This window comes from Flavobacterium helocola (assembly GCF_038289885.1).
GTDB lineage: Bacteria > Bacteroidota > Bacteroidia > Flavobacteriales > Flavobacteriaceae > Flavobacterium > Flavobacterium cheniae.
Map to the genome: position 1 here is coordinate 361,685 of NZ_JBBYHT010000002.1, position 25,412 is coordinate 387,096.

General features: G+C 31.8%; 28 protein-coding genes. 21 read left to right on the forward strand and 7 right to left on the reverse strand.

Going from position 1 to position 25,412, the window contains the following annotated elements:
* Positions 1-27: 27 nt before the first annotated feature.
* Both tsaE and porX read right to left on the reverse strand, forming a co-directional pair.
* Positions 28-441: a tRNA (adenosine(37)-N6)-threonylcarbamoyltransferase complex ATPase subunit type 1 TsaE gene (gene tsaE / locus AAEO58_RS06705; RefSeq protein WP_133607326.1), complete on the reverse strand. Its 414-nt coding sequence runs from the start codon at positions 439-441 to the stop codon at positions 28-30.
* Positions 442-467: 26 nt separating this feature from the next.
* On the reverse strand, positions 468-2,021 hold the full coding sequence (gene porX / locus AAEO58_RS06710; RefSeq protein ID WP_341682754.1) for a T9SS response regulator signal transducer PorX: 1,554 nt from the start codon (positions 2,019-2,021) through the stop codon (positions 468-470).
* A 133-nt stretch (positions 2,022-2,154) separates the two neighbouring features.
* On the opposite strand from porX, the gene AAEO58_RS06715 reads away from it, so the two are divergent.
* The 8 genes from AAEO58_RS06715 (at position 2,155) to sucD (ending at position 9,691) form a co-directional block, all read left to right on the forward strand.
* A complete protein-coding gene (locus AAEO58_RS06715) occupies positions 2,155-3,390 on the forward strand; it encodes an HD domain-containing protein (protein ID WP_341682755.1) in 1,236 nt (411 codons plus the stop codon).
* Positions 3,391-3,511: 121 nt separating this feature from the next.
* A complete protein-coding gene (gene lpxD / locus AAEO58_RS06720; protein WP_133607320.1) occupies positions 3,512-4,531 on the forward strand; it encodes a UDP-3-O-(3-hydroxymyristoyl)glucosamine N-acyltransferase in 1,020 nt (339 codons plus the stop codon).
* A gap of 19 nt (positions 4,532-4,550) precedes the next feature.
* The gene (locus AAEO58_RS06725) at positions 4,551-5,939 is read left to right on the forward strand and encodes a bifunctional UDP-3-O-[3-hydroxymyristoyl] N-acetylglucosamine deacetylase/3-hydroxyacyl-ACP dehydratase (protein WP_133607318.1); all 1,389 of its coding nucleotides are present in this window, start codon (positions 4,551-4,553) and stop codon (positions 5,937-5,939) included.
* Between the two features lie 8 nt (positions 5,940-5,947).
* Positions 5,948-6,733, forward strand: coding sequence for an acyl-ACP--UDP-N-acetylglucosamine O-acyltransferase (lpxA, locus tag AAEO58_RS06730; RefSeq protein ID WP_133607316.1), 786 nt, complete (start codon positions 5,948-5,950; stop codon positions 6,731-6,733).
* Positions 6,734-6,774: 41 nt separating this feature from the next.
* Positions 6,775-7,341 (forward strand): elongation factor P, encoded by a 567-nt coding sequence (efp, locus tag AAEO58_RS06735; protein WP_026725820.1) that lies wholly within the window; start codon positions 6,775-6,777, stop codon positions 7,339-7,341.
* A gap of 99 nt (positions 7,342-7,440) precedes the next feature.
* Complete coding sequence (locus AAEO58_RS06740) at positions 7,441-8,382, forward strand: UDP-3-O-(3-hydroxymyristoyl)glucosamine N-acyltransferase (protein ID WP_341682756.1); 942 nt, start codon at positions 7,441-7,443, stop codon at positions 8,380-8,382.
* Positions 8,372-8,734, forward strand: a complete 363-nt coding sequence (locus AAEO58_RS06745) for a nuclear transport factor 2 family protein (protein ID WP_341682757.1) — start codon at positions 8,372-8,374, stop codon at positions 8,732-8,734. The genes AAEO58_RS06740 and AAEO58_RS06745 overlap by 11 nt, the downstream gene beginning before the upstream one ends.
* A gap of 84 nt (positions 8,735-8,818) precedes the next feature.
* Positions 8,819-9,691 carry a succinate--CoA ligase subunit alpha gene (sucD, locus tag AAEO58_RS06750; protein WP_264369475.1) on the forward strand — a complete coding sequence of 291 codons (873 nt, stop codon included), beginning with the start codon at positions 8,819-8,821 and terminating at the stop codon, positions 9,689-9,691.
* Positions 9,692-9,741: 50 nt separating this feature from the next.
* Here sucD and AAEO58_RS06755 read toward each other — a convergent pair whose 3' ends face one another.
* Together AAEO58_RS06755 and prmA are read right to left on the reverse strand one after the other, a co-directional pair.
* Positions 9,742-10,017: an ATP-dependent Clp protease adaptor ClpS gene (locus tag AAEO58_RS06755; protein ID WP_341682758.1), complete on the reverse strand. Its 276-nt coding sequence runs from the start codon at positions 10,015-10,017 to the stop codon at positions 9,742-9,744.
* A gap of 142 nt (positions 10,018-10,159) precedes the next feature.
* Entirely contained in the window at positions 10,160-10,993 is an 834-nt protein-coding gene (prmA, locus tag AAEO58_RS06760; protein ID WP_341682759.1) for a 50S ribosomal protein L11 methyltransferase, read from the reverse strand.
* 91 nt (positions 10,994-11,084) lie between these two features.
* Between prmA and AAEO58_RS06765 the strand changes: the two genes are divergently transcribed.
* The 4 genes from AAEO58_RS06765 to ygiD all read left to right on the forward strand — a co-directional run bounded on the left by AAEO58_RS06765 (position 11,085) and on the right by ygiD (position 14,494).
* Positions 11,085-12,302: a porin gene (locus AAEO58_RS06765; RefSeq protein ID WP_341682760.1), complete on the forward strand. Its 1,218-nt coding sequence runs from the start codon at positions 11,085-11,087 to the stop codon at positions 12,300-12,302.
* 125 nt (positions 12,303-12,427) lie between these two features.
* Positions 12,428-13,264, forward strand: coding sequence for a CvfB family protein (locus AAEO58_RS06770; protein ID WP_341682761.1), 837 nt, complete (start codon positions 12,428-12,430; stop codon positions 13,262-13,264).
* 1 nt (position 13,265) lies between these two features.
* A complete protein-coding gene (locus AAEO58_RS06775) occupies positions 13,266-13,550 on the forward strand; it encodes a hypothetical protein (RefSeq protein WP_341682762.1) in 285 nt (94 codons plus the stop codon).
* 110 nt (positions 13,551-13,660) lie between these two features.
* Entirely contained in the window at positions 13,661-14,494 is an 834-nt protein-coding gene (gene ygiD, locus AAEO58_RS06780) for a 4,5-DOPA-extradiol-dioxygenase (RefSeq protein ID WP_481129024.1), read from the forward strand.
* Here the strand turns inward: ygiD and AAEO58_RS06785 are convergent, their stop codons facing one another.
* Genes AAEO58_RS06785 through AAEO58_RS06795 form a run of 3 tightly spaced genes read right to left on the reverse strand, consistent with a single transcriptional unit; the run spans position 14,495 to position 17,232 of the window.
* Positions 14,495-15,676 (reverse strand): serine hydrolase domain-containing protein, encoded by a 1,182-nt coding sequence (locus AAEO58_RS06785; protein WP_341682764.1) that lies wholly within the window; start codon positions 15,674-15,676, stop codon positions 14,495-14,497.
* Complete coding sequence (locus AAEO58_RS06790) at positions 15,666-16,112, reverse strand: PH domain-containing protein (RefSeq protein ID WP_341682765.1); 447 nt, start codon at positions 16,110-16,112, stop codon at positions 15,666-15,668. Before AAEO58_RS06790 ends, AAEO58_RS06785 begins: the two co-directional genes overlap by 11 nt.
* A 1-nt stretch (position 16,113) precedes the next feature.
* Positions 16,114-17,232 (reverse strand): C1 family peptidase, encoded by a 1,119-nt coding sequence (locus AAEO58_RS06795; RefSeq protein WP_341682766.1) that lies wholly within the window; start codon positions 17,230-17,232, stop codon positions 16,114-16,116.
* A gap of 104 nt (positions 17,233-17,336) precedes the next feature.
* Here AAEO58_RS06795 and AAEO58_RS06800 point away from each other — a divergent pair, with 104 nt between their 5' ends.
* From AAEO58_RS06800 to AAEO58_RS06840, 9 genes are all read left to right on the forward strand, one after another.
* Positions 17,337-18,176 carry a 1,4-dihydroxy-2-naphthoyl-CoA synthase gene (locus tag AAEO58_RS06800; protein ID WP_133607285.1) on the forward strand — a complete coding sequence of 280 codons (840 nt, stop codon included), beginning with the start codon at positions 17,337-17,339 and terminating at the stop codon, positions 18,174-18,176.
* Between the two features lie 52 nt (positions 18,177-18,228).
* Positions 18,229-18,807: a PH domain-containing protein gene (locus AAEO58_RS06805; protein ID WP_341682767.1), complete on the forward strand. Its 579-nt coding sequence runs from the start codon at positions 18,229-18,231 to the stop codon at positions 18,805-18,807.
* A complete protein-coding gene (locus AAEO58_RS06810; RefSeq protein WP_341682768.1) occupies positions 18,800-20,302 on the forward strand; it encodes a PH domain-containing protein in 1,503 nt (500 codons plus the stop codon). The genes AAEO58_RS06805 and AAEO58_RS06810 overlap by 8 nt, the downstream gene beginning before the upstream one ends.
* Positions 20,303-20,314: 12 nt before the next feature.
* Positions 20,315-20,704, forward strand: coding sequence for a hypothetical protein (locus tag AAEO58_RS06815; protein ID WP_341682769.1), 390 nt, complete (start codon positions 20,315-20,317; stop codon positions 20,702-20,704).
* A gap of 11 nt (positions 20,705-20,715) precedes the next feature.
* Positions 20,716-21,606 (forward strand): 1,4-dihydroxy-2-naphthoate octaprenyltransferase, encoded by an 891-nt coding sequence (gene menA, locus AAEO58_RS06820; protein ID WP_341682770.1) that lies wholly within the window; start codon positions 20,716-20,718, stop codon positions 21,604-21,606.
* 24 nt (positions 21,607-21,630) lie between these two features.
* Positions 21,631-22,308 (forward strand): metal-dependent hydrolase, encoded by a 678-nt coding sequence (locus AAEO58_RS06825; RefSeq protein WP_341682771.1) that lies wholly within the window; start codon positions 21,631-21,633, stop codon positions 22,306-22,308.
* A 138-nt stretch (positions 22,309-22,446) separates the two neighbouring features.
* Positions 22,447-23,643 (forward strand): tetratricopeptide repeat protein, encoded by a 1,197-nt coding sequence (locus AAEO58_RS06830; RefSeq protein WP_341682772.1) that lies wholly within the window; start codon positions 22,447-22,449, stop codon positions 23,641-23,643.
* A 15-nt stretch (positions 23,644-23,658) separates the two neighbouring features.
* A complete protein-coding gene (locus AAEO58_RS06835) occupies positions 23,659-24,225 on the forward strand; it encodes a TPM domain-containing protein (protein ID WP_341682773.1) in 567 nt (188 codons plus the stop codon).
* Between the two features lie 40 nt (positions 24,226-24,265).
* Positions 24,266-25,315, forward strand: coding sequence for an o-succinylbenzoate synthase (locus tag AAEO58_RS06840; RefSeq protein ID WP_341682774.1), 1,050 nt, complete (start codon positions 24,266-24,268; stop codon positions 25,313-25,315).
* Positions 25,316-25,412: the final 97 nt, after the last annotated feature.

Below are 25,412 nucleotides of genomic sequence, written 5' to 3' on the forward strand. Positions count from 1 at the left end.
ATATTTTTTAAAATAGAAAAGAATCTTTTAGTTCTTCAAGGTCAATTCTCTTTTTCCGTCCGCCATTACTTTTATTGAAATACTGGCGTGGTCTATTGGAATTAAATTGGGTGTTTTTTCTGGCCATTCAATAAAACACCAATTATCAGAATAGAAATATTCGTCTAATCCCATGTCGTAACCTTCTTCTTCTGAATTTAATCGATACAAATCGAAATGATATACGATTTCGCCTTCAAACGTGCGGTATTCATTCACTAAAGAAAAGGTTGGACTACTCGAATTATCTTTTACACCTAATTCTTTAACCAATTCTTTAATTAAAGTGGTCTTTCCAGCACCCATTTGTGCGTGAAATGTAATTACTTTTTTTAAGGAAGGCGTGGCTAATATTTGCTTGGCAACGTTTGTGATTTCGTCTAATGAAAAAATTATCGTCATATATATTCTAAGTTAACTGAACACCATTATCTTGGTTCTAAAACTAAAAACGGAATCACCATTTCTTCTAATGAAATTCCTCCGTGTTGATAGGTATTTCGGTAATAACTCACATAATGATTGTAGTTATTAACGTAAGCCAAAAATAAATCGTTTTTCGCAAAAATAAAAGAGCTACTCATGTTTAGAGCTGGTAAACCAATTTTTTTCGGATCTTTCACAGCATAAACGTCTTTGTCTTCGTAGGTTAAGCTTCTTCCTGTTTTGTAGCGAAGATTTAAACTCGTGTTTTTATCACCAATAACTTTCGACGGATTTTTACAATTGATAGTCCCATGGTCGGTAGTTATAATCAATCTAAAACCAAGTTGTTGAGCTTGCTGAATCATATCTAAAAGCGGAGAATTTTTAAACCAACTCGCCGTCAAAGAACGATATGCTTTATCGTTTGAAGCTAATTCTTTTACCACATCCATTTCGGTTTTTGCGTGCGATAACATGTCTACGAAATTGTAAACAATAGTAGTTAAATCATTGTTTTTTAAAGATTTAAAGTTATCTGCTAATTTTTTTCCCGAAGTAAAATTGGTAATCTTATAATATTCTTGCTTGATGTTTAATCCCAAACGTTTTAATTGCTCGGTTAAAAATTCGCCTTCATACAGATTTTTTCCTCCTTCATCTGGATCGTTTTTCCAATATTGTGGAAATTTCTTTTCCATATCTAAAGGTGTTAAACCTGAAAATATTGCATTACGAGCATATTGCGTAGCCGTTGGTAGAATAGAGAAGTAGCTCACTTCTTTTTCTAATTTGTAGTGATTGTTTACCACACTTTCAAATGCTTTCCACTGGTCATAACGCAAATTATCAATAACAACGAATAGAATAGGTTTGTCTTTTTTACGGATTTCAGGCGCGACTAATTCACCAAAAATTTCATGAGAAAGTACTGGTTTTTCTGCTTTTGGTTGGAACCAATCTTCGTAATTACGTTCGATGAATTTCCCAAATTGCATATTGGCTTCAGCTTTTTGGCTTTCCAAAATTTCTACCATGCTTTGGTCTTCGATATTTTCTAATTCTAATTCCCAAAACAATAGTTTTTTGTACAATTCGACCCAATCTTCATAGGTACGAACCATTGCCATATCCATAGCAATTTTTCGAAATTCTTTCTGATAATCCAAAGTTGTTTTCTCTGAAATCAATCGTGAATGGTCTAAATTCTTCTTTAAACTTAATAAAATCTGATTTGGATTTACAGGTTTTATCAAATAATCGGCAATTTTAGAACCGATGGCTTCTTCCATGATATATTCTTCTTCACTTTTGGTAATCATAATCACTGGAACCGAAGATTTCTTTTCTTTTAATTCAGATAAAGTTTCTAAACCACTTAAACCTGGCATATTTTCATCTAAAAACACTACATCAAAATTATTTTCATCAAACAAATCAATAGCATCTTGCCCGTTATTACAGGTAGTTACATGATAATTCTTCTTTTCTAAAAAAAGGATGTGTGGTTTTAATAAATCAATTTCATCATCAACCCAAAGGATTTTTATTTGGCTCATTTCTTCTTAATTTGTGTGCAAGTTAATATTTATTAAACGATGATTGTATTAAATTTAGTATAAAATTTCCCATTAGTTTTAAACAATTCTTTTTGTAAAAAAACGCTACATTTGTTACTCAAAATTTATACTTGTGAGCCAAACCAACAAACTCAAAATATTCAACGATCCAATTTATGGTTTTATCACCATTCCTAATACTTTAATTTACGATTTAATTCAGCATCCTTATTTTCAACGTTTGCGAAGAATTTCTCAAATGGGAATGTCGTATTTGGTGTATCCTGGAGCGCATCACACGCGTTTTCATCATGCGTTGGGTTGTATGCATATTATGCAAAAAGCGGTGCAAACTTTGCAATTTAAAGGTGTTTCTATTTCGGAAGAAGAAGAAAATGCGTTGTACATTGCTATTTTGTTGCACGATATAGGTCACGGTCCATACAGTCATGCAATGGAACACAGTATTGTGGAAGAAGTGCATCACGAAGAATTATCGCTCTTATTTATGGAGCAATTGAATAAAGAATTTGACGGAAAATTAGCACTTGCTATTCAAGTTTTTAAAGGCGAATATCATAGAAAATTCATGTTGCAATTGATTTCAAGTCAATTGGATATGGATCGAATGGATTATCTAAAACGAGATAGTTTTTACAGCGGTGTAGCCGAAGGAAACATCAACAGTGAACGTTTAATTCAAATGATGAACGTGCAAGATGATTATTTGGTTATCGAAGAAAAAGGAATTTATTCGGTTGAAAAGTTTTTAGTTGCTCGTAGATTGATGTATTGGCAAGCGTATTTGCACAAAACAAGTGTGGTTGCGGAATTAATCTTAACCAAAATTCTAAAACGTGCCAAAGAGTTAACTCAAAAAGGAACGATTTTACCTTGTAGTGAACCTTTGCAATTCTTTTTGCAAAACAAAATTTCATTAACAGATTTCGATAAAAATGTTTTAGATAAGTTTTCGTATTTAGATGATTATGATGTTTTAGGCGCGATAAAAGCTTGGCAATTTCATGATGATTTTGTATTACAATCACTTTGCCGAATGATATTAAATCGTGATTTACTAAAGATTCAAATGACTGATGATAAACCAATCAAAGAGAATCTATTAGCAATAAAAAATAAATACATTGCTCTTGCTGGAATTTCCGATAAAGAAGCGGATTATTTTGTATTCAAAGGCAAGTTAAAAAATCAAGCGTATAGCAAATCAAGTGAGCCTATTCGTATTTTGAAAAAGGATAAAACTATTGAAGATGTAGTAGAAGCATCTGATCAATTACATTTAAAAGCTTTATCAAAACCAGTAACAAAATACTTTATATGTTTTCCAAAAGTGGTCTTAGAAGCATAGCTTTTTAATTTAATTTCATATTTTTGCCAAGATGAAGTGGAATCAATACATTGTATTAAATGAAAATGAGTATTTTTATATCCCCAAAATCTATCTAATTAGATAGTAATAAAATTTTAAAATGAAGTTTACAGCAGCGCAAATAGCAGGCATTTTAGAGGGCGAAGTAGTTGGAAATCCAGATGCTGAAGTTTTTAAATTGTCTAAAATAGAGGAAGGAACAGAAGGGTCTTTGACGTTTTTGGCCAACCCAAAATATATTAATTACATTTATTCTACTCAAGCATCTGTTACAATAGTTAACAATACATTTGAGCCAGAACAAGAAATAACAACTACTTTAATTAAGGTAGAAGATGCTTATCAATCATTTTCAAAGTTGTTAGAATACTACAATCAAGTAAAATTGATGAAATCAGGTATTGAGCAACCTTCAGTAATTTCTGATGGTGTAACTTATGGTTCTGATTTGTATTTAGGAAGTTTTTGTTATGTTGGGAAGAATGTAACCATAGGAAATAATGTAAAAATTTATCCGAATAGTTTCATTGGAGATAACGTAACTATTGGTGACAATTGTGTTTTCTTTGCAGGTGTTCGAATTTATTCTGAAACTGTTATTGGAAATAGATGTACCATTCATTCAGGAACAATCATTGGTTCGGATGGATTTGGTTTTGCGCCTCAAGAAGATGGAAGTTATGTGAAAGTACCACAAATTGGAAATGTAATTATTGAAGATGATGTTGAAATTGGGGCTTGTACAACCGTTGATAGAGCTACTTTAGGTTCAACAATTATTAGAAAAGGAGTAAAACTTGATAATCACATTCAAGTAGCACATAATGTTGAAATTGGTGAAAACACTGTCATCGCTGCACAAACCGGAATTGCAGGAACTACCAAAATAGGTAAAAACTGTTTAATTGGTGGTCAAGTCGGATTTGCGGGGCATTTAACTATTGGTGATGGAGTTAAAATTCAAGCGCAATCAGGTATCGGAAAAAATTTAGAAGCAGGCGAAGTTGTTCAAGGTAGTCCCGCTTTTAATTATGGAGATTTTGCTAAAGCCTTTGTACATTTTAGAAATTTACCTAAAATTGTTTCCGATTTAGAAGAATTAAAAAATACAATTAAATAATTTTAAAACCATTTTTATCATGGCGAAGCAAACAACAATTGCTGCAGAAATATCATTAAAAGGTGTAGGTTTACATACAGGTCAAGAAGTTGCAATGACTTTTAAACCGGCTCCTGTAAACAATGGATTTACATTTGTACGTGTAGATTTAGAAGGCCAACCAATTATTGAAGCTGATGCAAATTATGTTGTAAATACGCAACGAGGAACTAATTTAGAAAAATTAGGAGTAATGATTCAAACACCAGAGCACGTATTAGCGGCGCTTGTGGGTTGCGATTTAGATAACGTTATTATAGAATTAAATGCTTCTGAACTTCCTATTATGGATGGTTCTTCAAAATATTTTGTTGAAGCCATTGAAAAAGTTGGAGTTGTTGAGCAAGAAGCAGAAAGAAAAATATTTGTAGTTAAAGATGTAATTTCTTACCTAGATGAAGCTACAGGAAGTGAAATTACGGTAATTCCTTCAGATGAATATTGTGTTACAGCAATGGTTGATTTTGGTACTAAAGTTTTAGGTACTCAAAACGCTACAATGAAAGGAATTAAAGAATTTAAAAAAGAAATTTCAAATTGTAGAACTTTTAGTTTTTTACATGAATTAGAATCACTTTTGAATAATGGTTTAATTAAAGGTGGTGATTTAAATAATGCCATTGTTTATGTTGATAAAGAAATTTCAGCTGAAACAATGGAAAACTTAAAGACAGCTTTCAATAAAGATACCATTTCGGTTAAAGAAAATGGAATTTTAGACAACCTAACATTACATTATCCGAATGAGGCTGCAAGACATAAATTATTGGATATTATTGGTGATTTATCTTTAATTGGAACTCGTATTCAAGGAAAAATTATTGCTAACAAGCCTGGACATTACGTAAACACTCAGTTTGCTAAGAAAATGGCTAAATTAATTAAGATTGAAGAACGTAACAATGTTCCTAGTTATGATATTAACAAAGAACCAGTAATGGATATTCACGGTATTATGAATTTATTACCACATCGTCCACCATTCTTGTTAGTAGATAAAATTTTAGAACTTTCTGAAACGCATGTAGTTGGATTGAAAAATGTAACAATGAATGAAGATTTTTTCGTTGGACATTTTCCAGGAGCTCCAGTAATGCCAGGAGTTTTACAAGTAGAAGCAATGGCGCAAACAGGAGGAATTTTAATTTTAAGTACTGTTCCAGATCCAGAAAATTACTTAACGTACTTCATGAAAATTGATAATGTTAAGTTCAAAAATAAAGTCTTACCAGGTGATACCTTATTCTTTAAATGTGATTTAATTTCTCCAATTAGAAGAGGAATTTGTCACATGCAAGCGTATGCGTATGCAAACGGAAAATTAGTTTCAGAAGCCGAATTAATGGCACAAATTGTTAAAGTAAAATAAAGACATATATGAATCAACCATTAGCTTATGTGCATCCAGGTGCCAAAATAGCAAGAAACGTTGTAATTGATCCTTTTACAACCATACATAATAATGTTGAAATTGGTGAAGGAACTTGGATTGGTTCAAACGTTACCATCATGGAAGGCGCTCGTATTGGTAAAAATTGTAATATTTTTCCTGGTGCGGTAATTTCAGCGGTTCCTCAAGATTTAAAATTTGGTGGAGAAGAATCGTTAGCTGTTATTGGCGACAATACCACAATCAGAGAATGTGTTACTATCAATAGAGGAACAGTTGCTTCTGGTCAAACAAAAATTGGAAAAAACTGTTTGATTATGGCTACAGCGCATATTGCACACGATTGTCATATTGGTGATAATGCTATTATTGTAAATGGTGTTGCTTTAGCTGGACACGTTACTGTGGGAGATTTTGCAATCATTGGAGGTTTAGCTGCGGTTCATCAATTTATTTCTATTGGTGATCATGCTATGATTTCAGGTGGTTCATTAGTAAGAAAAGATGTTCCTCCTTTTACAAAAGCGGCAAAAGAACCTTTGTCTTATGTGGGAATTAACTCAGTAGGATTAAGAAGAAGAGGATTTTCAACAGATAAAATCAGAGAAATTCAAGATATCTATAGAATTTTATATCAAAAAAATTACAATACAACGCAAGCATTAAGCATCATTGAAGCTGAAATGGAAGCAACAACAGAAAGAGATGAAATTTTAGACTTCATTAGAAATTCTTCACGTGGTATCATGAAAGGATATACAAGTTCAATGTAATCTCAAAATAAAAGAATAAATAAACATCAAATAAAAACAAAATGGCAAGTACATCAGATATTAGAAACGGATTATGCATCAAATACAATAACGATATTTATAAAATCATCGAATTTCTTCACGTAAAACCAGGTAAAGGGCCAGCTTTCGTAAGAACAAAATTAAAATCGTTAACTAACGGAAAAGTATTAGATAACACATTTTCTGCTGGACACAAAATTGATGAAGTACGTGTTGAAACACATACATTCCAATATTTATATGCTGAAGGAGATCAATTTCACTTCATGAATAACGAATCATTTGAACAAATTACGTTAGACAAAAAAGTGTTAGATGCTCCAGATTTATTAAAAGAAGGAACAAACGTAATGATTCAGATTAACGCTGAAACTGAAGCACCATTATCAGTAGATATGCCAGCTTCTATCGTTTTAGAAGTTACTTATGCTGAGCCAGGAGTTAAAGGAAATACAGCAACAAATGCTACAAAACCAGCAACTGTTGAAACTGGAGCAACTGTAAACGTTCCGTTGTTTATTAATGAAGGGGATAAAATCAAAATTGATACAGCAACCGGAAACTATATGGAAAGAGTAAAAGAATAGTTTTTATTAAAAGTTAAGAGTAATTAGTAAATAACCAAGCAACTGATTACTCTTTTATATTTTACTAATCACTAATTACTATCCACTAATCAATATTTAATGAAATTTCCAAAAGTTTATCCTCTAAAAGAAATTGCCCAAATTATCAATTGTAATTTTGTGGGTGATGCTGATTTTCCAGTTCACGGTATGAATGAAATTCATGTGGTAGAACCTGGAGATATCGTATTTGTAGATCATCCTAAATATTATGACAAAGCACTTCAATCGGCAGCTACAATTGTTTTAATCAACAAAGAAGTAGAATGTCCGGAAGGGAAAGCGTTATTAATTTCAGATGATCCTTTTAGAGATTTCAATAAACTAACGAAACATTTCAGACCATTTCAAGCTTCAAATGCTGCTATTTCAGATTCAGCTAAAATCGGAGATGGAACGGTTATTCAACCAAATTGCTTTATCGGACACAATGTTCAAATTGGTAAAAATTGTTTGATTCATGCAAATGTTACGATTTACGATAACACCATAATTGGTGATAACGTAATGATTCATGCTGGAACCATTTTAGGAGCTGATGCTTTCTATTATAAAAAACGTCCTGAAGGTTTTGACCAATTGATATCGGGTGGGCGAGTGGTTATTGAAGATAATGTGGGAATTGGAGCACTTTGTACGATTGATAAAGGAGTTACTGGCGATACAACCATTGGAGCTGGAACTAAAATTGACAATCAAGTGCATGTTGGGCATGATACTGTTATTGGGAAAAAATGTTTAATCGCTTCACAAACAGGAATTGCAGGTTGTGTGGTTATTGAAGACGAAGTAACACTTTGGGGACAAGTTGGTACAACAAGTGGTATTACTATAGGAACAAAAGCAGTAGTAATGGGACAAACTGGTGTTACTAAATCTATTGAAGGAGGAAAAACCTATTTTGGTACTCCAATTGAAGAATCAAGAGAAAAGTTGAAACAATTGGCTAATGTGAAACGCATTCCAGAAATAATTGAAAAATTAAAACAAAATGACAAATAAAGAAAGCATTGAGTTTTTGTACAAAGAAGACGGAATAAGAAATGCATCATTTCTTGATACACTTTTGCACGACGATTTTATTTTAGAATGGGACAGTTCAGAAGGGAAGTTATTACTTCAAAAAAGTGCCATCATCAATTTGGCTAACGAATTGAGACAAAATTACATTGATTCTTTCATGGAAATTTCACATTTCATTGAACAAGAAAATCAAATTGTAGTAAAATACAATCACAAGGTAACAACTATCGAAAACCCAAAAGAATTTGTTTTAATAGCTAAAATAGTAGCCATTTGGGAATTTGAAGAAGGAAAAATCAAAAAAGGATACCAAATTAGCAAACCTAATTAAAAAAATACTATAAAAAATATGTGATTATTTGGTAAAAAACTTACTTTTGCATCACAAATTTAAACACAATTTAATTCATATATCATGAGCGTTTTAGTAAATAAAAATTCAAAAATAATTGTACAAGGATTTACAGGTAGCGAAGGAACTTTCCACGCTTCTCAAATGATTGAGTACGGAACTAATGTTGTAGGTGGTGTAACTCCAGGAAAAGGTGGTTCAACACATTTAGACAGACCAGTTTTTAATACAGTTAAAGATGCTGTTGAAAAAGCGGGTGCTGATACTTCAATTATTTTCGTTCCGCCAGCATTTGCTGCTGATGCAATTATGGAAGCTGCTGAAGCTGGAATCAAAGTAATCATTTGTATTACTGAAGGTATTCCTGTCGCAGACATGATTAAAGCTTATGATTATATTAAAGGAAAAGATTGCCGTTTAGTTGGACCTAACTGTCCAGGTGTAATTACTCCAGGAGAAGCTAAAGTTGGTATTATGCCAGGTTTCGTTTTCAAAAAAGGAACAGTTGGTATTGTATCTAAATCAGGTACTTTAACATACGAAGCTGCTGACCAAGTAGTAAAACAAGGTTTAGGAATTACTACAGCTATTGGAATTGGTGGTGACCCAATCATCGGAACAACTACTAAAGAAGCTGTTGAATTATTAATGAACGATCCAGAAACTGAAATTATCATCATGATTGGTGAAATTGGAGGTCAATTAGAAGCAGATGCTGCTCGTTGGATTAAAGCTGACGGAAACCGTAAACCTGTTGTTGGATTCATCGCAGGTGAAACGGCTCCAAAAGGAAGAACAATGGGTCACGCTGGTGCAATTGTAGGTGGAGCTGATGATACAGCAGAAGCTAAAAAACGCATCATGAGAGAAAACGGAATTCACGTAGTAGATTCTCCAGCTGAAATTGGTAAAAAAGTAAAAGAAGTTTTAGGTTAATACTTTAACTTTTAGATATAAAAAATCCCGCAAATAGCGGGATTTTTTATTTATATAATTTCTGCACTTAATCCAGCATCTAGTAATGCGGAACATTGTGGTTTTAATTGGTCAATCGGACCCGTTTTAACCGTGCATTGGCCTTTATAATGTACTAATATAGCACATTGTTCAGCTTGTAATTCATCGTGTTTGCAAACTCTCATTAATGTATCAATAACGTGGTCAAATGTATTTACATCATCGTTGTGTAATACAATTTCGTTATTAACACCAACAGCTTCTGCTACTAAAACTTCTTCTTGTACTTTTTCTATCGTGCTCATTTTCTTTACGTTTGAAAGTTCTTTACAAAAATACTGAATCAAATTCAAATTCAAAAATCAAATTCAAAATTCCAGTAATTTCAAAAATCAAATTCAAGATTTAAAAGAGTTAAACTCCTAACTTCCATCTACTAACTCCTAACTATTTCACAAATTTCAAAGCAACCCAGTTGTTTCTTTCAAATTGTTTTAAATAGGTTAATCCTTTAGACGTACAACTTTCTGAAATTACTGGAATATCTTCTGTATAAAAACCACTTAAAAATAGTATTCCATTTTCGTTAAGACAATCTACATATTGTTGCATATCGTTTAAAAGAATATTACGATTGATGTTTGCAATAATAATGTCGTATTTTTTACCAACTAATAAAGAAGCATCACCTTCGTAAACCGAAATATGCTTACAATTATTACGTTCTGCATTTTCAATTGAGTTTAAATAACACCAATTATCAATATCAATGGCATCAATAGGTTGTGCACCTTTCATCTCAGCTAAAATGGCTAAAATTGCAGTTCCGCAACCCATGTCTAAGGTTTTTTTATTGGTAAAATCGGTTTCCAAAATATGTTGAATCATCATATGAGTCGTTTCATGGTGACCCGTTCCAAAACTCATTTTTGGTTCAATTACAATATCATATTCGGCATTAGTTTTCTCGTGAAAAGGCGCTCTAACGTGACATTTTCCGTCTACTTCAATTGCTTCGAAGTTTTTTTCCCATTCTTCATTCCAATTTACTTGCTCAATTTCTTCAAAAGTATAATTGATTTTAAATTCAGGATTATCTAAAATTTGAATATCTTCTAAGATAGTTTCGCTCCATAAATCTTTTTGAACATAAGCAGAAATTCCTGTTTCGGTTTCAATAAAACTTTCAAAAGCTTTTTCTCCTAATTCAGCAATTAAAATTTCGCTACCTAATTCAATAGGTTCTATTGTAAAATGATATCCAATGTATATATTTGACATAACGTTAATTTTTTGCAAAGGTAATATTTACTTAACATACTTAACCTTGTTTTAATGTTAAGTTTGCGCAAAATAAACAACAACATAACAAATGAAAAAAATAGTAACCCTTTTATTGCTTGTAATCAGCGCTATTGCTGTTGCTCAAGATATAAAAGTAACAACAAAAGACAACGATTTAAAGTTGGCAGCACTTCCATATTATAGCTATGGAAAAGGATTAGGAATAACATCGCCAGATAGTTTATTTCAATTAAATATTCGCTTTAGAATGCAAAATCGTGTTACATTTATTCAAAATGAAGATGAGGATGCAGCTTATTCAGGAGAAATTAGACGTTTACGTTTGCGTTTTGATGGTTATGTAGGTAATCCACACTTTTTATATGTAATTCAATTGTCTTTTGCACCAGGAGATGTGGGCGAAATTCAAGATGGTGAAAATATCAATATTATTCGTGATGCTGCTGTTTTTTATCGTCCAAATAAGCATTGGAGTTTCCTTTTTGGACAAACGAAATTACCAGGAAATCGACAACGTGTAAATTCATCAGGAGCTTTACAATTAACAGATAGAAGTATTAATAATGCTCGTTTTACAATTGATAGAGATTTTGGTTTTCAAGCCTACTATTTGAATGAAAACAAAGATAAATTTTCATACAATGTAAAAACGGCAGTAACTACTGGAGAAGGAAGAAACTGGACAAAATCAGCTGATGATGGAGTTGCTTTAACTGGAAAACTAGAGTTGATGCCTTTTGGTTCATTTAAAAATGATGGAACTAATTTTGAAGGAGATGTAGCTAGAGAAAAAACACCAAAATTGTTATTATCAGGTGCTTTTCATCAAAATAATTTGGCAAGAAGAACGCAAGGTCAACTTGGAGGAGACTTGTTCGAACAAAAAACAATGAAATCTGTTTTATTAGATGCTATGTTAAAATATAATGGATGGGCTCTTATGTCGTCTTACATGTCGCGTTCTGCAAAAGATCCAATTGCTTTTAATCCAGATGATATTACCGAGTTTAATTATGTTCCTGTTGGAAGTGGAATGGATTATCAATTGAGTTATGTTTTTCCAACGAACTATGAAATCATTGGTCGTTTTTCTACACAAAATATGCATGATGATATTAAAGCATTAACACCAGATTCTAAACAATATTCGTTAGGTGTTACTAAATATTTATGGGAGCATGCTTTTAAATTACAAGGTGAAGTTACGTTAAGTGATTTGAATTATTTCGACGGAAGTAACAAACAAAATTGGTATGTTCGTTTTCAATTAGAAATCGGAATCTAAGTTTTAGAAAATATAACATAAAACCACAAGTCAGTAATTGATTTGTGGTTTTTTCATTTTCTGGATTTCCGATTTCTAAATTCTAATTTTTAAAATGCTTACCTTTGCACTTTATTTATTTTATTATGTTACATATAGGAGAGTTCAATACGTTAAAAATATTAAGAGATACTAAAGTTGGTTTGTTTTTAGGAAGTGAAGAAACACAAGAAGATGATGTTTTATTGCCGAATAAATACGTACCAAAAGAATTTTCTATTGGAGATGATTTAACTGTATTTATATATCTTGATCATGAAGAACGTCCTGTAGCAACTACGCTTAAACCTTATATCAAGCTGAATGAATTTGCGCATTTAAAAGTAAATTACATGAATCAGTTTGGTGCTTTTTTAGATTGGGGATTAGAGAAAGATTTATTTGTTCCGTTTAAAGAGCAAGCGCGTCCTATGGAAGTTGGAAAGCGTTATTTGGTTTACATGCACATGGATGATAAAACGAATCGTTTGGTAGCTTCAAGTAGAACTAACAAGTATTTGACGAATGAAAATGTTGATTTGGAACCCAATGAAGAAGTAAATATTTTAATTTCTCATATTACAGATGGTGGAATCAATGTTATCATTAATCAGAAATACAAAGGCTTAGCTTATAAAAATGAAGTATATACGGATGTAAAACCAGGAATGAAAACCGTTGGTTACATCAAAAACATTCGCCCTGATGGGAAAATTGATGTCTTACTTCGTAAAGTAGGAGTAGAGGCAATTGAACCTTCATCTCAAATTATTTTAGACGAATTAAAAGCAAATCGTGGTTTTTTGCGCTTGACAGATAATTCGCATCCAGAAGACATTAAAACGGTATTGAAAATGAGTAAAAAGAATTTCAAAAAAGCCGTTGGAAATTTATACAAACAAAAGTTAATCGAAATCAAGGAAGACGGAATTTATTTGGTTTAAAATGACAACAAAGAATAAAATATATCTTTTTCTAAGCATATTAGTTTTATTACTAACGTTTGTTGGCATTTTTCAAAATTTTGATACCATTCATTTTATTGGTTTTGAAACCGAAATCATTTGGATTCCAATTTGGATAGCTATCGTAGTTTTACCACTTTTAAATTTGTATGAAATTGCTATAAATACTGATGATTATAACAAGTATTATTGGTTAGCTCTTGTAATTAATTTAATTTCTATTTTCTTCATTTTGAGATATTTCAAAATAGAATTGCTTTCCTAATTTTTTTCTAAATAAGTATTTCGTATTCTTTTTATTACTAAATTTGTATATACAAATATTAGTTTATGAATCGCAAGAATTTCATAACATTACTTTCAGGAGGAATCGCTATGGCAAGCATACAACCGTTCTATGATTGGACAAAAGGATTAGGAGAAGAAGAGGAGAAGATGCCCGTTTTATTCATCGGACACGGTTCGCCTATGAATGCTATTGAAGATAATGAGTTTTCACAACGTTGGCATCAAATGGGTAAGGAAATTCCAACACCAAAAGCAGTTGTGGTAATTTCGGCGCATTGGTTAACAAAAGGAACATTAGTTACTGCAATGCCAAATCCAAAAACAATTCACGATTTTGGAGGTTTTCCACAAGCGTTATTTGAAGTGCAATATCCAGCGCCTGGAAGTCCTGAATTAGCTTCAGAAATTCAAAAATTAATTACAAATCCGGCAGTGGAATTGGACCACGATTGGGGATTAGATCACGGCACTTGGTCGGTAGTAAAACATATGTACCCTGATGCAGATATCCCGGTTTTACAATTAAGTATCGATTATTATAAACCTGCTGCTTATCATTATGAATTGGCAAAACAATTACTTTCACTTCGTAAAAAAGGAGTTCTAATTATCGGAAGTGGTAATATGGTACACAATTTACGAATGGTAGCTTGGGATAAATTAAACGAACCCGAATACGGATTTGATTGGGCTTTAGAAATGAATGATATCTTCAAAAATAAAATTTCAAATGGCTTTCATAAAGAATTAATTCAATATGAAAAACTAAATAAATCAGCTACATTAGCCATTCCTTCTCCAGACCATTATTATCCATTACTCTACATTTTGGCATTACAAGCTGATAATGATAAAGTAGAATTCTTTAACGATAAAGCAGTTGGTGGTTCGTTAACGATGACTTCGGTGAAAATAGGTTAATTATTCACCTTCTTCGTCATTAAATTTAAACGGATAATCGCCAAATTTTGGAGCCAATCTCTTTGTTTGATAAGGTTTTCTTGTGAATTTATTAGAAATCGCTATTATCGTAACCGAATCTTTTACCAGTGTTACATAAGATGAAGTATTTCCATGCCACCAACCGTTGTGAAAGAAATATTGCTGTCCACTTTCAAATTCTAACATACGAATTCCTAAACCATAATTTCTGGTTCCTTTACGTTCGTAGCTATACCCTTTTAACATTTCTGCCTTCATAGCAGGGCTCAAAAATTTATCTGAATATAAAGCCAAATCAAATTGTAATAAATCTCGAGGTGTTGAGTAGATGTTTTTATCTCCATACACTTGGTCTAAATATTCAAAAGCCAATCGTAAATAATTATTTTTGTAGGACTGACTCACACTATCTTGCTTTGTTAAATCATCAAAAACAAACGTGTTTTTCATGCCTAATGGATCAAAAATTAATTCTTGAAGCACTTTTGGATAAGTCTTTTTCTCAACTTTTTCAATGATTAAAGCTAATAAAGCATAATTGGTGTTGCAATACCCAAAACGAGTTCCAGGTGTTGATTCTAAACCAATGTTTTTTGTAGCTAAAAGTGTTAAAACATCTTGATTGGTTAGTGTTTTCTTTTTATCCCAAACGCCTTTATCATCAGTAAAATAGGCATAATTTCGTAAACCACTTCTGTGATTTAACAACATCCTCACGGTTGTTTTTTCGTGTGGAAATTCAGGTAAAATAGAAGTTACAAAATCGTCTAATTTTAGTTTTTTAGCATCAACTAATTTTAAAATGGTTACAGCCGTTATAACTTTACTCACTGAAGCAATGTGCAAAGGTGTATTTTGTTTGATGGAATCGCCTTTTTCTTTGTAGGCATATCCGCTATAATTTTCATATAGAATTTCGCCATTTTTTGCTACTAAAAACGAACCACTAAAATCTTTTGAATTGAATTTTGAGTCATAAAATGATTCCACTTCATTTCCCATTCTTTTTTTATAAATAGTGGTAAGAGGTGAAAAATTAACAGCAAATTCAGATACATTCCCTTCCTTATCTTTAATAGTGGATTCTTTTGCTTTGTCTGGCTTATCTTGGCAACTTGTAACTAAAAATAATAGGCTTATGGTGAGTAATTTATAAATCATATGGGGTATTCTTAATCGTAATATTTGGGTTTGTTTCTAATAATTGTGTAATAAATTGTTCGCTTTTTTCGGGCGAAATGTAAATGTCATCATATTTGTTATAAGTGATAATTAAACCTATATGACTTAATGCTGGTTTCCAAATTGTTGGCACAATAATTCCTTTGTGATATTCAATTTTATTGATATTCTTTATGTCAATAGTCCCCTTAAATGGGCCAGATTTCCATATTAGCGTATCATTTTTTAAAATATAAAAAGTAGTTTTATATGTCCAAAGCAAAAATAGTGTAATGATTAGATTAATTCCAAAAATAATAAGGAAAGGCTCAATCGAATCGTCAAATAATGTTGGAATTGTCATTAAAAACATAAAAACAATCGCACCAATTAAAATGTACTGATTTATTTTGCTTGTGGCCGATTTAAAAATCATATTACAATCCTAACTTCTTCTTAGTTTCTTTTGAAATTCCATCTTTGTGAACCATAACTGATATTGCTTTTAATTTCATATAAGGCACACTCATGTAAACATAACCACCGTTAGCCACTTTCTTTTCGTCAGTTCCCCAAGAGTTTTTTACTTTGTAATATACGTTTCCTTTTTGGTCTTTTACTTTTCCAACGATGTGCATTAAATGGTCGTCAGTGGTAGATAAATTTTCAAATTCTTGTTGGCGATATTCAGGTGTGATATTTTTTTCAATGATAATTTCACCCAACCCCGTTTTGGTATCTTCTTCTTTTTCTGGAACAAAAGCCACTCCATATTTTCCTGAAAATGTTGCTTCCGAAACATCACAATCTAATGAAAGCGAATAGCCGTTTGCTAATGCATTATCAATATTGGCAATAAATTCATCCAATGGTAAATTGTACATACTACCGTTTGAAAAATTATCTGGAATATTCAAAATGAACGGTTTGTAATTCGCTTCATGAGTAAATGAAGTCAAGGTAACATAATTTTCAGGCTTAATTTTAGTGAATTCAGCAAATGATTTTGGAGTATAATTTTTGCCTTCGTATTCAAATTTGGTTGGAATACTTCCCAAATAAATATCCAAAACGGCATTAACCGCTTGTTTCCAATTTTTAGATAATTTACCACTTGGATTTGAAACATACGTTTTCAACATGGCTTCCAAAACCGCGACCATTTCAGCATGATTGTGTTTGTTGGCATCATCATTTAATCCATCATAAATGGTATTGGGAACTAATCCGTATTTTGTTAGACTATTAATTACATCGTGAGCCAAAGCACCTTCACTAAAATTAGCTTTTCCTTGACGCATTACGTAGTTTTCGGCTTTAGCCAAATAAGTGGTTCGGGCTTGAAACATCTCTGAAAGGTCGATTTTCTTTCCTGTTAAGCGAATAATTTCGGATTCTAAAAACGAAGAAGTTGAGAAACTCCAACACGTTCCTGTAATATCTTGAGAGATGACCGGCAAAGATTCGACATCATTAACTTTCTGAAATTCATAGTTTTGAGCCGAAGCCGAAAATAGTCCAGATGCAAACACTAATCCTATATATAGTTTTTTCATGAATCTAATTGTTTTGAACTTGCAATATAATGCAAAAAATGAATTATTTTTACGGAAATTTACATTTAAAAAAAATTACAATATCTATTTTAAATATTTGAAAAATGAGCAATATCAATTGGAAAACCGTTAGAGAATTTGAAGATATAACTTATAAAAAATGTGATGGCGTTGCAAGAATCGCTTTCAACCGACCAGATGTTAGAAATGCATTTCGTCCAAAGACAACTAAAGAATTAATCGAAGCATTTTATGATGCCCAAGAAGATACGTCAATTGGAGTAGTGTTACTTTCTGCGGAAGGACCAAGTTCTAAAGACGGAATTTGGAGTTTTTGTAGTGGTGGCGATCAAAAAGCACGTGGACACCAAGGTTATGTTGGAGATGATGGTTACCACAGATTGAATATTTTAGAAGTACAACGTATGATTCGTTTCATGCCAAAAGCTGTTATTTGTGTAGTTCCGGGTTGGGCTGTTGGTGGTGGACATTCGCTTCATGTGGTGTGTGATTTAACGTTAGCGAGTAAAGAACACGCTATTTTCAAACAAACGGATGCAGATGTAACTAGTTTTGATGGTGGTTACGGTTCGGCTTATTTAGCTAAAATGGTAGGACAAAAGAAAGCGAGAGAAATTTTCTTCTTAGGTAGAAATTATTCAGCGCAAGATGCTTTTGAAATGGGAATGGTAAATGCCGTAATTCCTCATGCTGAGTTAGAAGATACTGCTTATGAATGGGCACAAGAAATTCTAGCGAAATCACCAACATCAATTAAAATGCTAAAATTCGCTATGAATTTAACCGATGATGGCATGGTAGGTCAACAAGTTTTTGCAGGTGAAGCTACTCGTTTAGCGTACATGACAGACGAAGCAAAAGAAGGAAGAGATGCGTTCTTAGAAAAACGTAAGCCTAACTTTGAAAAGAAATATTTACCATAATTAGATAATAGAATAAAGAGAAAAGACAATCGACCTTTAATTAACTATTTCTATGCAAGAATTCACAAATAATCCAATCGAAATTGACCAACTTCCAAAATTTGAAGAAGTTCATTTAAAAGGACTTCATCCAAAGTATATAAACGTATTACTTTTTAATTTTTTATTGCTTTTTATTTTAATAATTGGTGGATTTTCTACCTTATTTTACTTTAAAAAAGATGCTTTTTCAAATAGTACTTGGATATTAATTCTTGTAGGTATTTTGGTTTTTCTTGCTGGATTAATAGTTTTTACGAAGCTTAGTTTCAATAAAAAAGGTTATGCTTTTAGAGAACATGACACCATTTATAAATCAGGTTTAATTTCTGAAACGACTACAATTATTCCTTTCAATAGAGTACAACATGTGGCTTTACATCAAGGGTTTATTTCTCGAAAATTAGGTTTGGCTTCCATTGAATTATTCACCGCGGGTGGTAGTAGTTCCGATTTAGAAATTCCGGGTTTGCTTTTGGCTGATGCCCAAATTATTAAAAATTTGGTTTCCCAAAAAATCAATCCACCTAAGAAGGAAGAAGTTATTGAACCATTTTCAAGTGAATCATTCTTAACTGCAGAAAATGAATAACTCAACCAATTTCTCACAACCGCAACGTCAATCACTTCCTGGGATTTTGGTCATGTTTGCCAATTCCTTGCAGAAGACGGTTCGCGCTTTGTGGCCTATGTTGTTAATTTGGTTGGTAAAGTTTGATTCCTTAAATAAACTCGTTTTTTTTGGAAGTATAGCAGGAGTTGTGATAATAATTGGTGTGATTTCATACTTACAATATTTGTTTTTTACGTTTCATATTGATGAAGAAAATAACGAATTTGTCATTCAGAAAGGTGTTTTCAATAAAACTAGAATCACCATTCAGTTACATAAAATTCAGCAAGTTAATATCAATCAAAGTTTAATTCAGCGATTAGTTGGTGTTCATAAATTAGAAATTGATACTGCTGGAAGTGATAAAAAAGAAGCTTCTATTAGTGCTATTTCACATGATTTAGCCACTATTTTAAAAGAACGATTAATTAATCATTCGCAACAAGAAACGATTGCCGACTCTGAAAAAGTTGCTATTGAAGAAAGTCCAACATCTTTCATTAAAATTGGTTTGTTGAGTTTGGTGAAGATTGGTTTCACATCAAACTATATCAAAAGTTTTGCTTTAATTTTTCTGTTTTTTACCACAATTATAGAGAATTTACAACAGTTAAATACAGAAGTAATTGATGAAGATAAAGTCACTGATTATTTAGATACATTGCCAAGTATTACTTCATTTATGATAGTTGTCGGGATTTTTATTGTTCTTATTTTGATAGTAAACTTATTTCGTACCATTTTAAAATATTTCGATTTTACCATTCAAAAAAGTAAGCAAGCTATTGTGTTATCTTACGGATTACTATCTACAAAAAACACGTTGTTGAATCCTAATAAAGTTCAAAAAATTAAAATAACGCAAAACTATTTTCAAAAGAAGTTAGATGTTACCACTATTGGAGTTCATCAGGCTTCTAGCGATGTAGAAAAAGTGAAGGAAAAAGACCAAATTGAAGTGCCAGGATGCTCAGCAAGCGAGCGCGATATTATTCTGAATTTGTTGTTAAGTCAATTGCCAGAAAAAGGGAAGAAGTATTTACCTAATTGGAGAAAATTTGCAGTCAATACCTTTTTTCTTCTTGTAGTACCAGTTTTAATTTCAATAGCAATAAATTATAAATTGCACTTTATTAGTTGGAATGAATGGATGCTTTACACAAGTTTTTTTGTCATTTTTGCTATTGCTTTGATATGGTTTTCGTTTAAAAATTATAAACTTTTTGTTTCCAATGATTTTATCATCAAGCAAAATGGAGCTTGGGATATTGATACAATAATCATTGAACCCTATAAAATTCAGGCTATTGAAACCCAACAGTTTTTTTGGCAAAAGCCAGCTGATATTGGTTCAGTTCGTCTTTCAACAGCTGGAGGAACAGTTAATTTTTCAACAACAAATTATTCGGAAGTAAAAAAACTAACTAATTATTGGTTGTATCAAGTGGAAACTTCTGATAAGAATTGGATGTAATTAAATTTATAAATGGAACTAGTTTCGAAAAGTATCGTTTTTGCCTTTGGATTATTTCTGATATTCTCTGGATTTTTAATGTTTTTAAATCCTGAAAGAGCAAGATCTATAATTGGTAAAGCAGGAAGTACTATTGTAATTAATTATGGAGAATTGATTGTTCGTTTGTTATTAGGAATAAGTTTTGTCATTTCGGCCAAAACGAATGCTTATGAATTATATTTTCGCATTTTTGGCTACTTTTTAATCATTTCTGCTGTAATTTTGATGCTTACACCAATTAAAACACATCACAAATTTTCAACAAAAGCTGCTGAAACATTAAGACCAATATACTTGAGAATTTGCGCGCCATTTTCAATAGCTTTTGGAATTTTGATACTGATGGCAATTTTTAAATAACAAGATATATAATGAAACACTGGATACAAGCCGCACGATTACGAACCCTACCACTTTCCGTTTCTGGAATCATCGTGGGAAGCGCTTATGCCTATTATCAAGGATTTTCCGACTGGAGAATTGTGGTTTTAGCATTGTTAACTACTTTGGGATTGCAAGTTTTGTCCAATTATGCCAACGATTACGGAGATGGCGTAAAAGGAACCGATGCTAATCGAATTGGCGAAAAACGTTTGGTAGCGGCTGGTGTTATCACAGCGGAGCAAATGAAAAAAGCCGTAATTATCACTGCAATTTTGACATTCATAATTGCTTTATTATTGATTTACGTTGCATTCGGAAAAGAAAATTTTGCATTAAGTTTAATTTTCATCTTGTTAGGAATTGGCTCTATTGGTGCTGCTATTAAGTATACCGTTGGAAAAAGTGCTTATGGCTACAGCGGTTTTGGCGATTTTTTTGTGTTTATTTTCTTCGGATTGGTTTCGGTTGTGGGTTCTAACTTTTTGTTTACCCATTTTGTCGATTGGAAATTATTTTTACCCGCAACAGCCATCGGATTATTAAGTGTAGCGGTTCTAAATTTGAACAACATGCGCGATATTGAAAATGATAAAATCTCTGGTAAGAATACGTTGGTTGTTAAAATGGGATTGGAAGGAGCTAAAAAATATCATGAATTTTTAATTTTAACTCCTTTCATTTCGATGATTGTATTTTCGTTAGTAACTAAATTGAGTTTTTATGCTATGATACTTGTTTTTTTTATGCTTGCAATTCACTTGAAAACGGTAAAAAAATCAAAAAAATACGAAGATTTTGACCCAGAACTTAAAAAAGTTGCTTTAAGCACATTTGCATTAAGTATATTATTTTGGTTAACTTTAGTCTTTCTAAGCTAATCACTTTTTAATAAAAAATAAACTATGAAAATCACATTCTACGGACACGCTTGCATAGGAATTACAGTAAATGATGTTCACATTTTAGTTGACCCATTTATTTCAGGAAATCCAAAGGCTTCTCATATTGATATCAATACGTTGGAAGCCGATTTTATATTACTAACACATGCCCATCAAGATCATATTTTAGATGTGGAAGCAATTGCTAAACGTACAGAAGCGGTTATTGTTTCTAATTACGAAATTGCATCACATTACGGAAATAAAGGGTTTAACTACCATCCAATGAATCATGGTGGAAGTTGGGATTTTGAGTTTGGAACCGTAAAATATGTAATTGCACATCACACTTCGTCTTTTCCTGATGGAAGCTATGGAGGGCAACCTGGCGGATTTGTTATTGAAGGAGAACACAAAAATATCTACATCGCTGGCGACACCGCTTTAACAATGGATATGAAATTAATTCCAATGCGAACTAAGTTAGATTTAGCCATTTTACCTATTGGAAGTAACTTCACAATGGATGTTGAAGATGCTATTATTGCTTCAGATTTTGTACAATGCGATAAAGTGTTAGGATATCATTTTGATACGTTTGGTTACATCGAAATCAATCATGAAGACGCTAAACGCAAATTTTTCGATAAAGGAAAAGATTTGATGTTGTTAGAAATCGGGCAAAGTATTGAATTGTAAATTTGGTACAAAAATTGAATGGTAATTAAACACAATAGGCACATAGTATTTTAAATTATGTTTTCTATGTAAAGTGTAACGCCTTAAAAAACACACACAAAGTAGAACTATGATTCTATGTGTTTAAAAAAAAATAAAATGAACAAACTTTTATATTTAGTATCAGCCTTATTATTTACAACTTCGTTTTTTGCTCAAAAAGATGGATTTTGGGATAAAGAACGCGCTACTACAAAAGAAATAACACTTTCTGCCGGAAAACGAACATTAATTAAAACAGAAGATTTACCCGTTGGAACCACCGAATTCGTATACCGAATTACCGTTTTAGATGAAAATCAAAAACTAACATCAAGTTTGGTTTCGGTGTTAAAAGCCATTCCTGATCCAACCGGAATTAGTCAAGGAACAGCAGGAGCTATTCATTTAACATCTGCAATTTCGGGAGATGATAAATGTACGTTTGCCTTATTTCAAGAAGCAAATGCAGCTAATTTATTTTTGAAAGAAGGAAAAACGGATAGAGCGTGTTGGGAACAAAAAGAAAAAGTAAACAAAGACGCCAAGTTGATTTCGTCATCCTCTTTATGTTTAACTAATTTACCTAATTTATGGTTCGGATTCGAAAGTCAGAATTGGGTTATGAACCAAAAAATTGTTTTAGAAGTAGTGCCATGGGTGGATTATAAAGCTAGTAGAGGTTGGACCAAACAAAATAAGAAAGAACTTGAAGCAGAAATTACAAGGTTAGATTTTGTTAGTTCGCTTTCTAAAAAAGAAATTTTTTCTGGAGAATTTATAGATTTAATAATTGGAAAATATAAATACAAGGAATTTAAAGATTTATTGCCATCTGAAAAAGCAAATAGTATTCAAAATCTTGCGATTCAAGCAGTTCAAAACACCAAACAAATGAACGATTTTTTAGAATTTAAAAGAAAAACAGCTTGGGATTTTTATAAGAAAAACCAACATCAGAAAGCGATTGATTATATTTTAAAAGAAATTGTAGATAACAAATGGGCACAAGCTAAAGATTACAGTGCTTTAGGAGATATTTATATAGAAACGAAACAATTTGTTAAGGCTAAGGAATCCTTTTTTAAAGCGACTCAATTAGATAATAATCAACTTTGGTATCAGTTAAAATATGCAAATGCTTTAGTGTTTAATGAAGATATTTCTGAAGCTAAAGAAATACACAAAAAATACAAGAGTAACAATATTGATGTAAAAACCTCTTGGATTCAACAGGCTAAATTTGATATAGATTTTTATAAATCAAAAGGGTTGAATGTTGATGATTTCAAGAAAATATTGAGAATATTAGATTAATTTCAAAATAATTTTATGTCAACTAAGAAAATAATATTTCATATTTTAATTTTGTTTTTAGCTTTTTCAACGAAAGCTCAAGACGCTATTTATACAGGTAAAGTTGATAGTTTAAAAGCAAAATCTGTAGAAGTTTATAGACAAACATTTTGGGATAATTTGCCTAAACCACTTAACTGGACAAATGATTATGAGAATTTATTTTCTGATGAAGAAGAGATTAAATTGAATCAAATTATTTCTGATTTTGAAAAAGAAACAACAGTTGAAATAGCAATAGTTACTATAGATACTTTGAAAGTTTCTCAAGAAAATTTTGAAGATTTAACACTACATATTGCCAGAACTTGGGGTGTTGGAAAAAAAGAAAAATCGAATGGTATTTTAATCGCGATTTCTAAAGGATATAGCCAAATAAGAATTCAAAATGGAGATGGAATTGCTCTTGTTTTATCAGATGAAGAAACTGCAGAAATTCTTCAAAATCAATTCTTTCCTTATTTCAAAAAAGAAGAATATTTTGTAGGAACTCAAGCTGGTTTATTGAAAATAATGGAGTTATTGAAAACTCGATTGAAATAAAACTTTTAAACTCATAAACACCTAAACTTTTATACTCAATTTGAAAGCAACCTACAAAAAATACATCCTCAATTTCAAACGCCCAAGTGGCACTTCTCGTGGTATAATGACTGAGAAAGAAACTTGGTTTTTAATCTTGGAAGAAAATGGAAAAATAGGAATAGGTGAGTGTGGTATTTTACGAACACTTTCTATTGATGACCGACCGGATTATGAGGAAAAATTGCAATGGGTTTGTCAAAATATTCATTTGGGAAAAGACCAATTGTGGGATGAATTAATGGAGTTTCCTTCGATTCAATTTGGAGTGGAAATGGCGTTTCTTTCTTTACAATCTAAAACTCCTTTCGAATTATTTCCATCGGAATTTACAGAAAGTAAAAAAAACATGTTGATTAACGGTTTGGTTTGGATGGGCGAGGAGCAATTCATGAAAACCCAAATTGAAGAAAAACTAGCGCAAGGATTTTCGTGTATAAAGCTAAAAATTGGAGCCATTGATTTTGAAAAAGAATTAGGATTATTGCGATTTATTCGTCAAAATTTTGATGCTAAAATCATTGAAATTCGGGTAGATGCTAACGGTGCTTTTAATTCAAGTCAAGCTTTAAGTAAGTTGAATCAATTAAATGAATTTGAATTACATAGTATAGAACAACCTATAAGAGCGAATCAAATTCAAGAAATGAAATTATTGTGTCAACAAGCACCATTTCCAATCGCTTTAGATGAAGAATTAATTGGTGTTTTTGGAACAGATAATAAACGAAAACTACTTGAAGTAATTCAACCACAATACATCATTTTGAAACCTAGTTTAGTTGGAGGATTCAAAGGAACTTTAGAATGGATTTCCATTGCCGAAAGTTTAAATATTGGTTTGTGGATTACTTCCGCTTTGGAAAGTAATATTGGATTGAATGCAATTACCCAATTTACTTTTACCTTAAATAATCCAATGCCGCAAGGCTTAGGAACTGGTGGTTTGTATACGAATAACTTTGATTGCCCTTTAGAAATTCAAAACGGACATATTCAGTATGATGTCACTAAAAAATGGGATATTTCTAATTTAGGAATTTCAATTTAAATACGATAATTTTGCAATATTGATTTGGTTCAAGAAATAGTTTTATAGTTTTTAAAATCAACTTTTCACTTTCTTCTTTTCACTTATTACTTAAAAA

What these genes read in the sequence shown, in the direction of transcription:
- AAEO58_RS06835 (WP_341682773.1), top strand. Translation starts at nt 23,659, where the DNA reads ATGTCAACTAAGAAAATAATATTTCATATTTTAATTTTGTTTTTAGCT.
- AAEO58_RS06775 (WP_341682762.1), top strand. Translation starts at nt 13,266, where the DNA reads ATGACAACAAAGAATAAAATATATCTTTTTCTAAGCATATTAGTTTTA.
- AAEO58_RS06765 (WP_341682760.1), top strand. Translation starts at nt 11,085, where the DNA reads ATGAAAAAAATAGTAACCCTTTTATTGCTTGTAATCAGCGCTATTGCT.
- AAEO58_RS06785 (WP_341682764.1), bottom strand. Translation starts at nt 15,676, where the DNA reads ATGATTTATAAATTACTCACCATAAGCCTATTATTTTTAGTTACAAGT.
- AAEO58_RS06830 (WP_341682772.1), top strand. Translation starts at nt 22,447, where the DNA reads ATGAACAAACTTTTATATTTAGTATCAGCCTTATTATTTACAACTTCG.
- menA (WP_341682770.1), top strand. Translation starts at nt 20,716, where the DNA reads ATGAAACACTGGATACAAGCCGCACGATTACGAACCCTACCACTTTCC.
- lpxA (WP_133607316.1), top strand. Translation starts at nt 5,948, where the DNA reads ATGAATCAACCATTAGCTTATGTGCATCCAGGTGCCAAAATAGCAAGA.
- AAEO58_RS06740 (WP_341682756.1), top strand. Translation starts at nt 7,441, where the DNA reads ATGAAATTTCCAAAAGTTTATCCTCTAAAAGAAATTGCCCAAATTATC.
- AAEO58_RS06825 (WP_341682771.1), top strand. Translation starts at nt 21,631, where the DNA reads ATGAAAATCACATTCTACGGACACGCTTGCATAGGAATTACAGTAAAT.
- AAEO58_RS06800 (WP_133607285.1), top strand. Translation starts at nt 17,337, where the DNA reads ATGAGCAATATCAATTGGAAAACCGTTAGAGAATTTGAAGATATAACT.
- AAEO58_RS06810 (WP_341682768.1), top strand. Translation starts at nt 18,800, where the DNA reads ATGAATAACTCAACCAATTTCTCACAACCGCAACGTCAATCACTTCCT.
- AAEO58_RS06790 (WP_341682765.1), bottom strand. Translation starts at nt 16,112, where the DNA reads ATGATTTTTAAATCGGCCACAAGCAAAATAAATCAGTACATTTTAATT.
- AAEO58_RS06745 (WP_341682757.1), top strand. Translation starts at nt 8,372, where the DNA reads ATGACAAATAAAGAAAGCATTGAGTTTTTGTACAAAGAAGACGGAATA.
- sucD (WP_264369475.1), top strand. Translation starts at nt 8,819, where the DNA reads ATGAGCGTTTTAGTAAATAAAAATTCAAAAATAATTGTACAAGGATTT.
- ygiD (WP_481129024.1), top strand. Translation starts at nt 13,661, where the DNA reads ATGGCAAGCATACAACCGTTCTATGATTGGACAAAAGGATTAGGAGAA.
- AAEO58_RS06725 (WP_133607318.1), top strand. Translation starts at nt 4,551, where the DNA reads ATGGCGAAGCAAACAACAATTGCTGCAGAAATATCATTAAAAGGTGTA.
- AAEO58_RS06770 (WP_341682761.1), top strand. Translation starts at nt 12,428, where the DNA reads ATGTTACATATAGGAGAGTTCAATACGTTAAAAATATTAAGAGATACT.
- AAEO58_RS06805 (WP_341682767.1), top strand. Translation starts at nt 18,229, where the DNA reads ATGCAAGAATTCACAAATAATCCAATCGAAATTGACCAACTTCCAAAA.
- AAEO58_RS06795 (WP_341682766.1), bottom strand. Translation starts at nt 17,232, where the DNA reads ATGAAAAAACTATATATAGGATTAGTGTTTGCATCTGGACTATTTTCG.
- AAEO58_RS06815 (WP_341682769.1), top strand. Translation starts at nt 20,315, where the DNA reads ATGGAACTAGTTTCGAAAAGTATCGTTTTTGCCTTTGGATTATTTCTG.
- tsaE (WP_133607326.1), bottom strand. Translation starts at nt 441, where the DNA reads ATGACGATAATTTTTTCATTAGACGAAATCACAAACGTTGCCAAGCAA.
- AAEO58_RS06755 (WP_341682758.1), bottom strand. Translation starts at nt 10,017, where the DNA reads ATGAGCACGATAGAAAAAGTACAAGAAGAAGTTTTAGTAGCAGAAGCT.
- efp (WP_026725820.1), top strand. Translation starts at nt 6,775, where the DNA reads ATGGCAAGTACATCAGATATTAGAAACGGATTATGCATCAAATACAAT.
- porX (WP_341682754.1), bottom strand. Translation starts at nt 2,021, where the DNA reads ATGAGCCAAATAAAAATCCTTTGGGTTGATGATGAAATTGATTTATTA.
- lpxD (WP_133607320.1), top strand. Translation starts at nt 3,512, where the DNA reads ATGAAGTTTACAGCAGCGCAAATAGCAGGCATTTTAGAGGGCGAAGTA.
- prmA (WP_341682759.1), bottom strand. Translation starts at nt 10,993, where the DNA reads ATGTCAAATATATACATTGGATATCATTTTACAATAGAACCTATTGAA.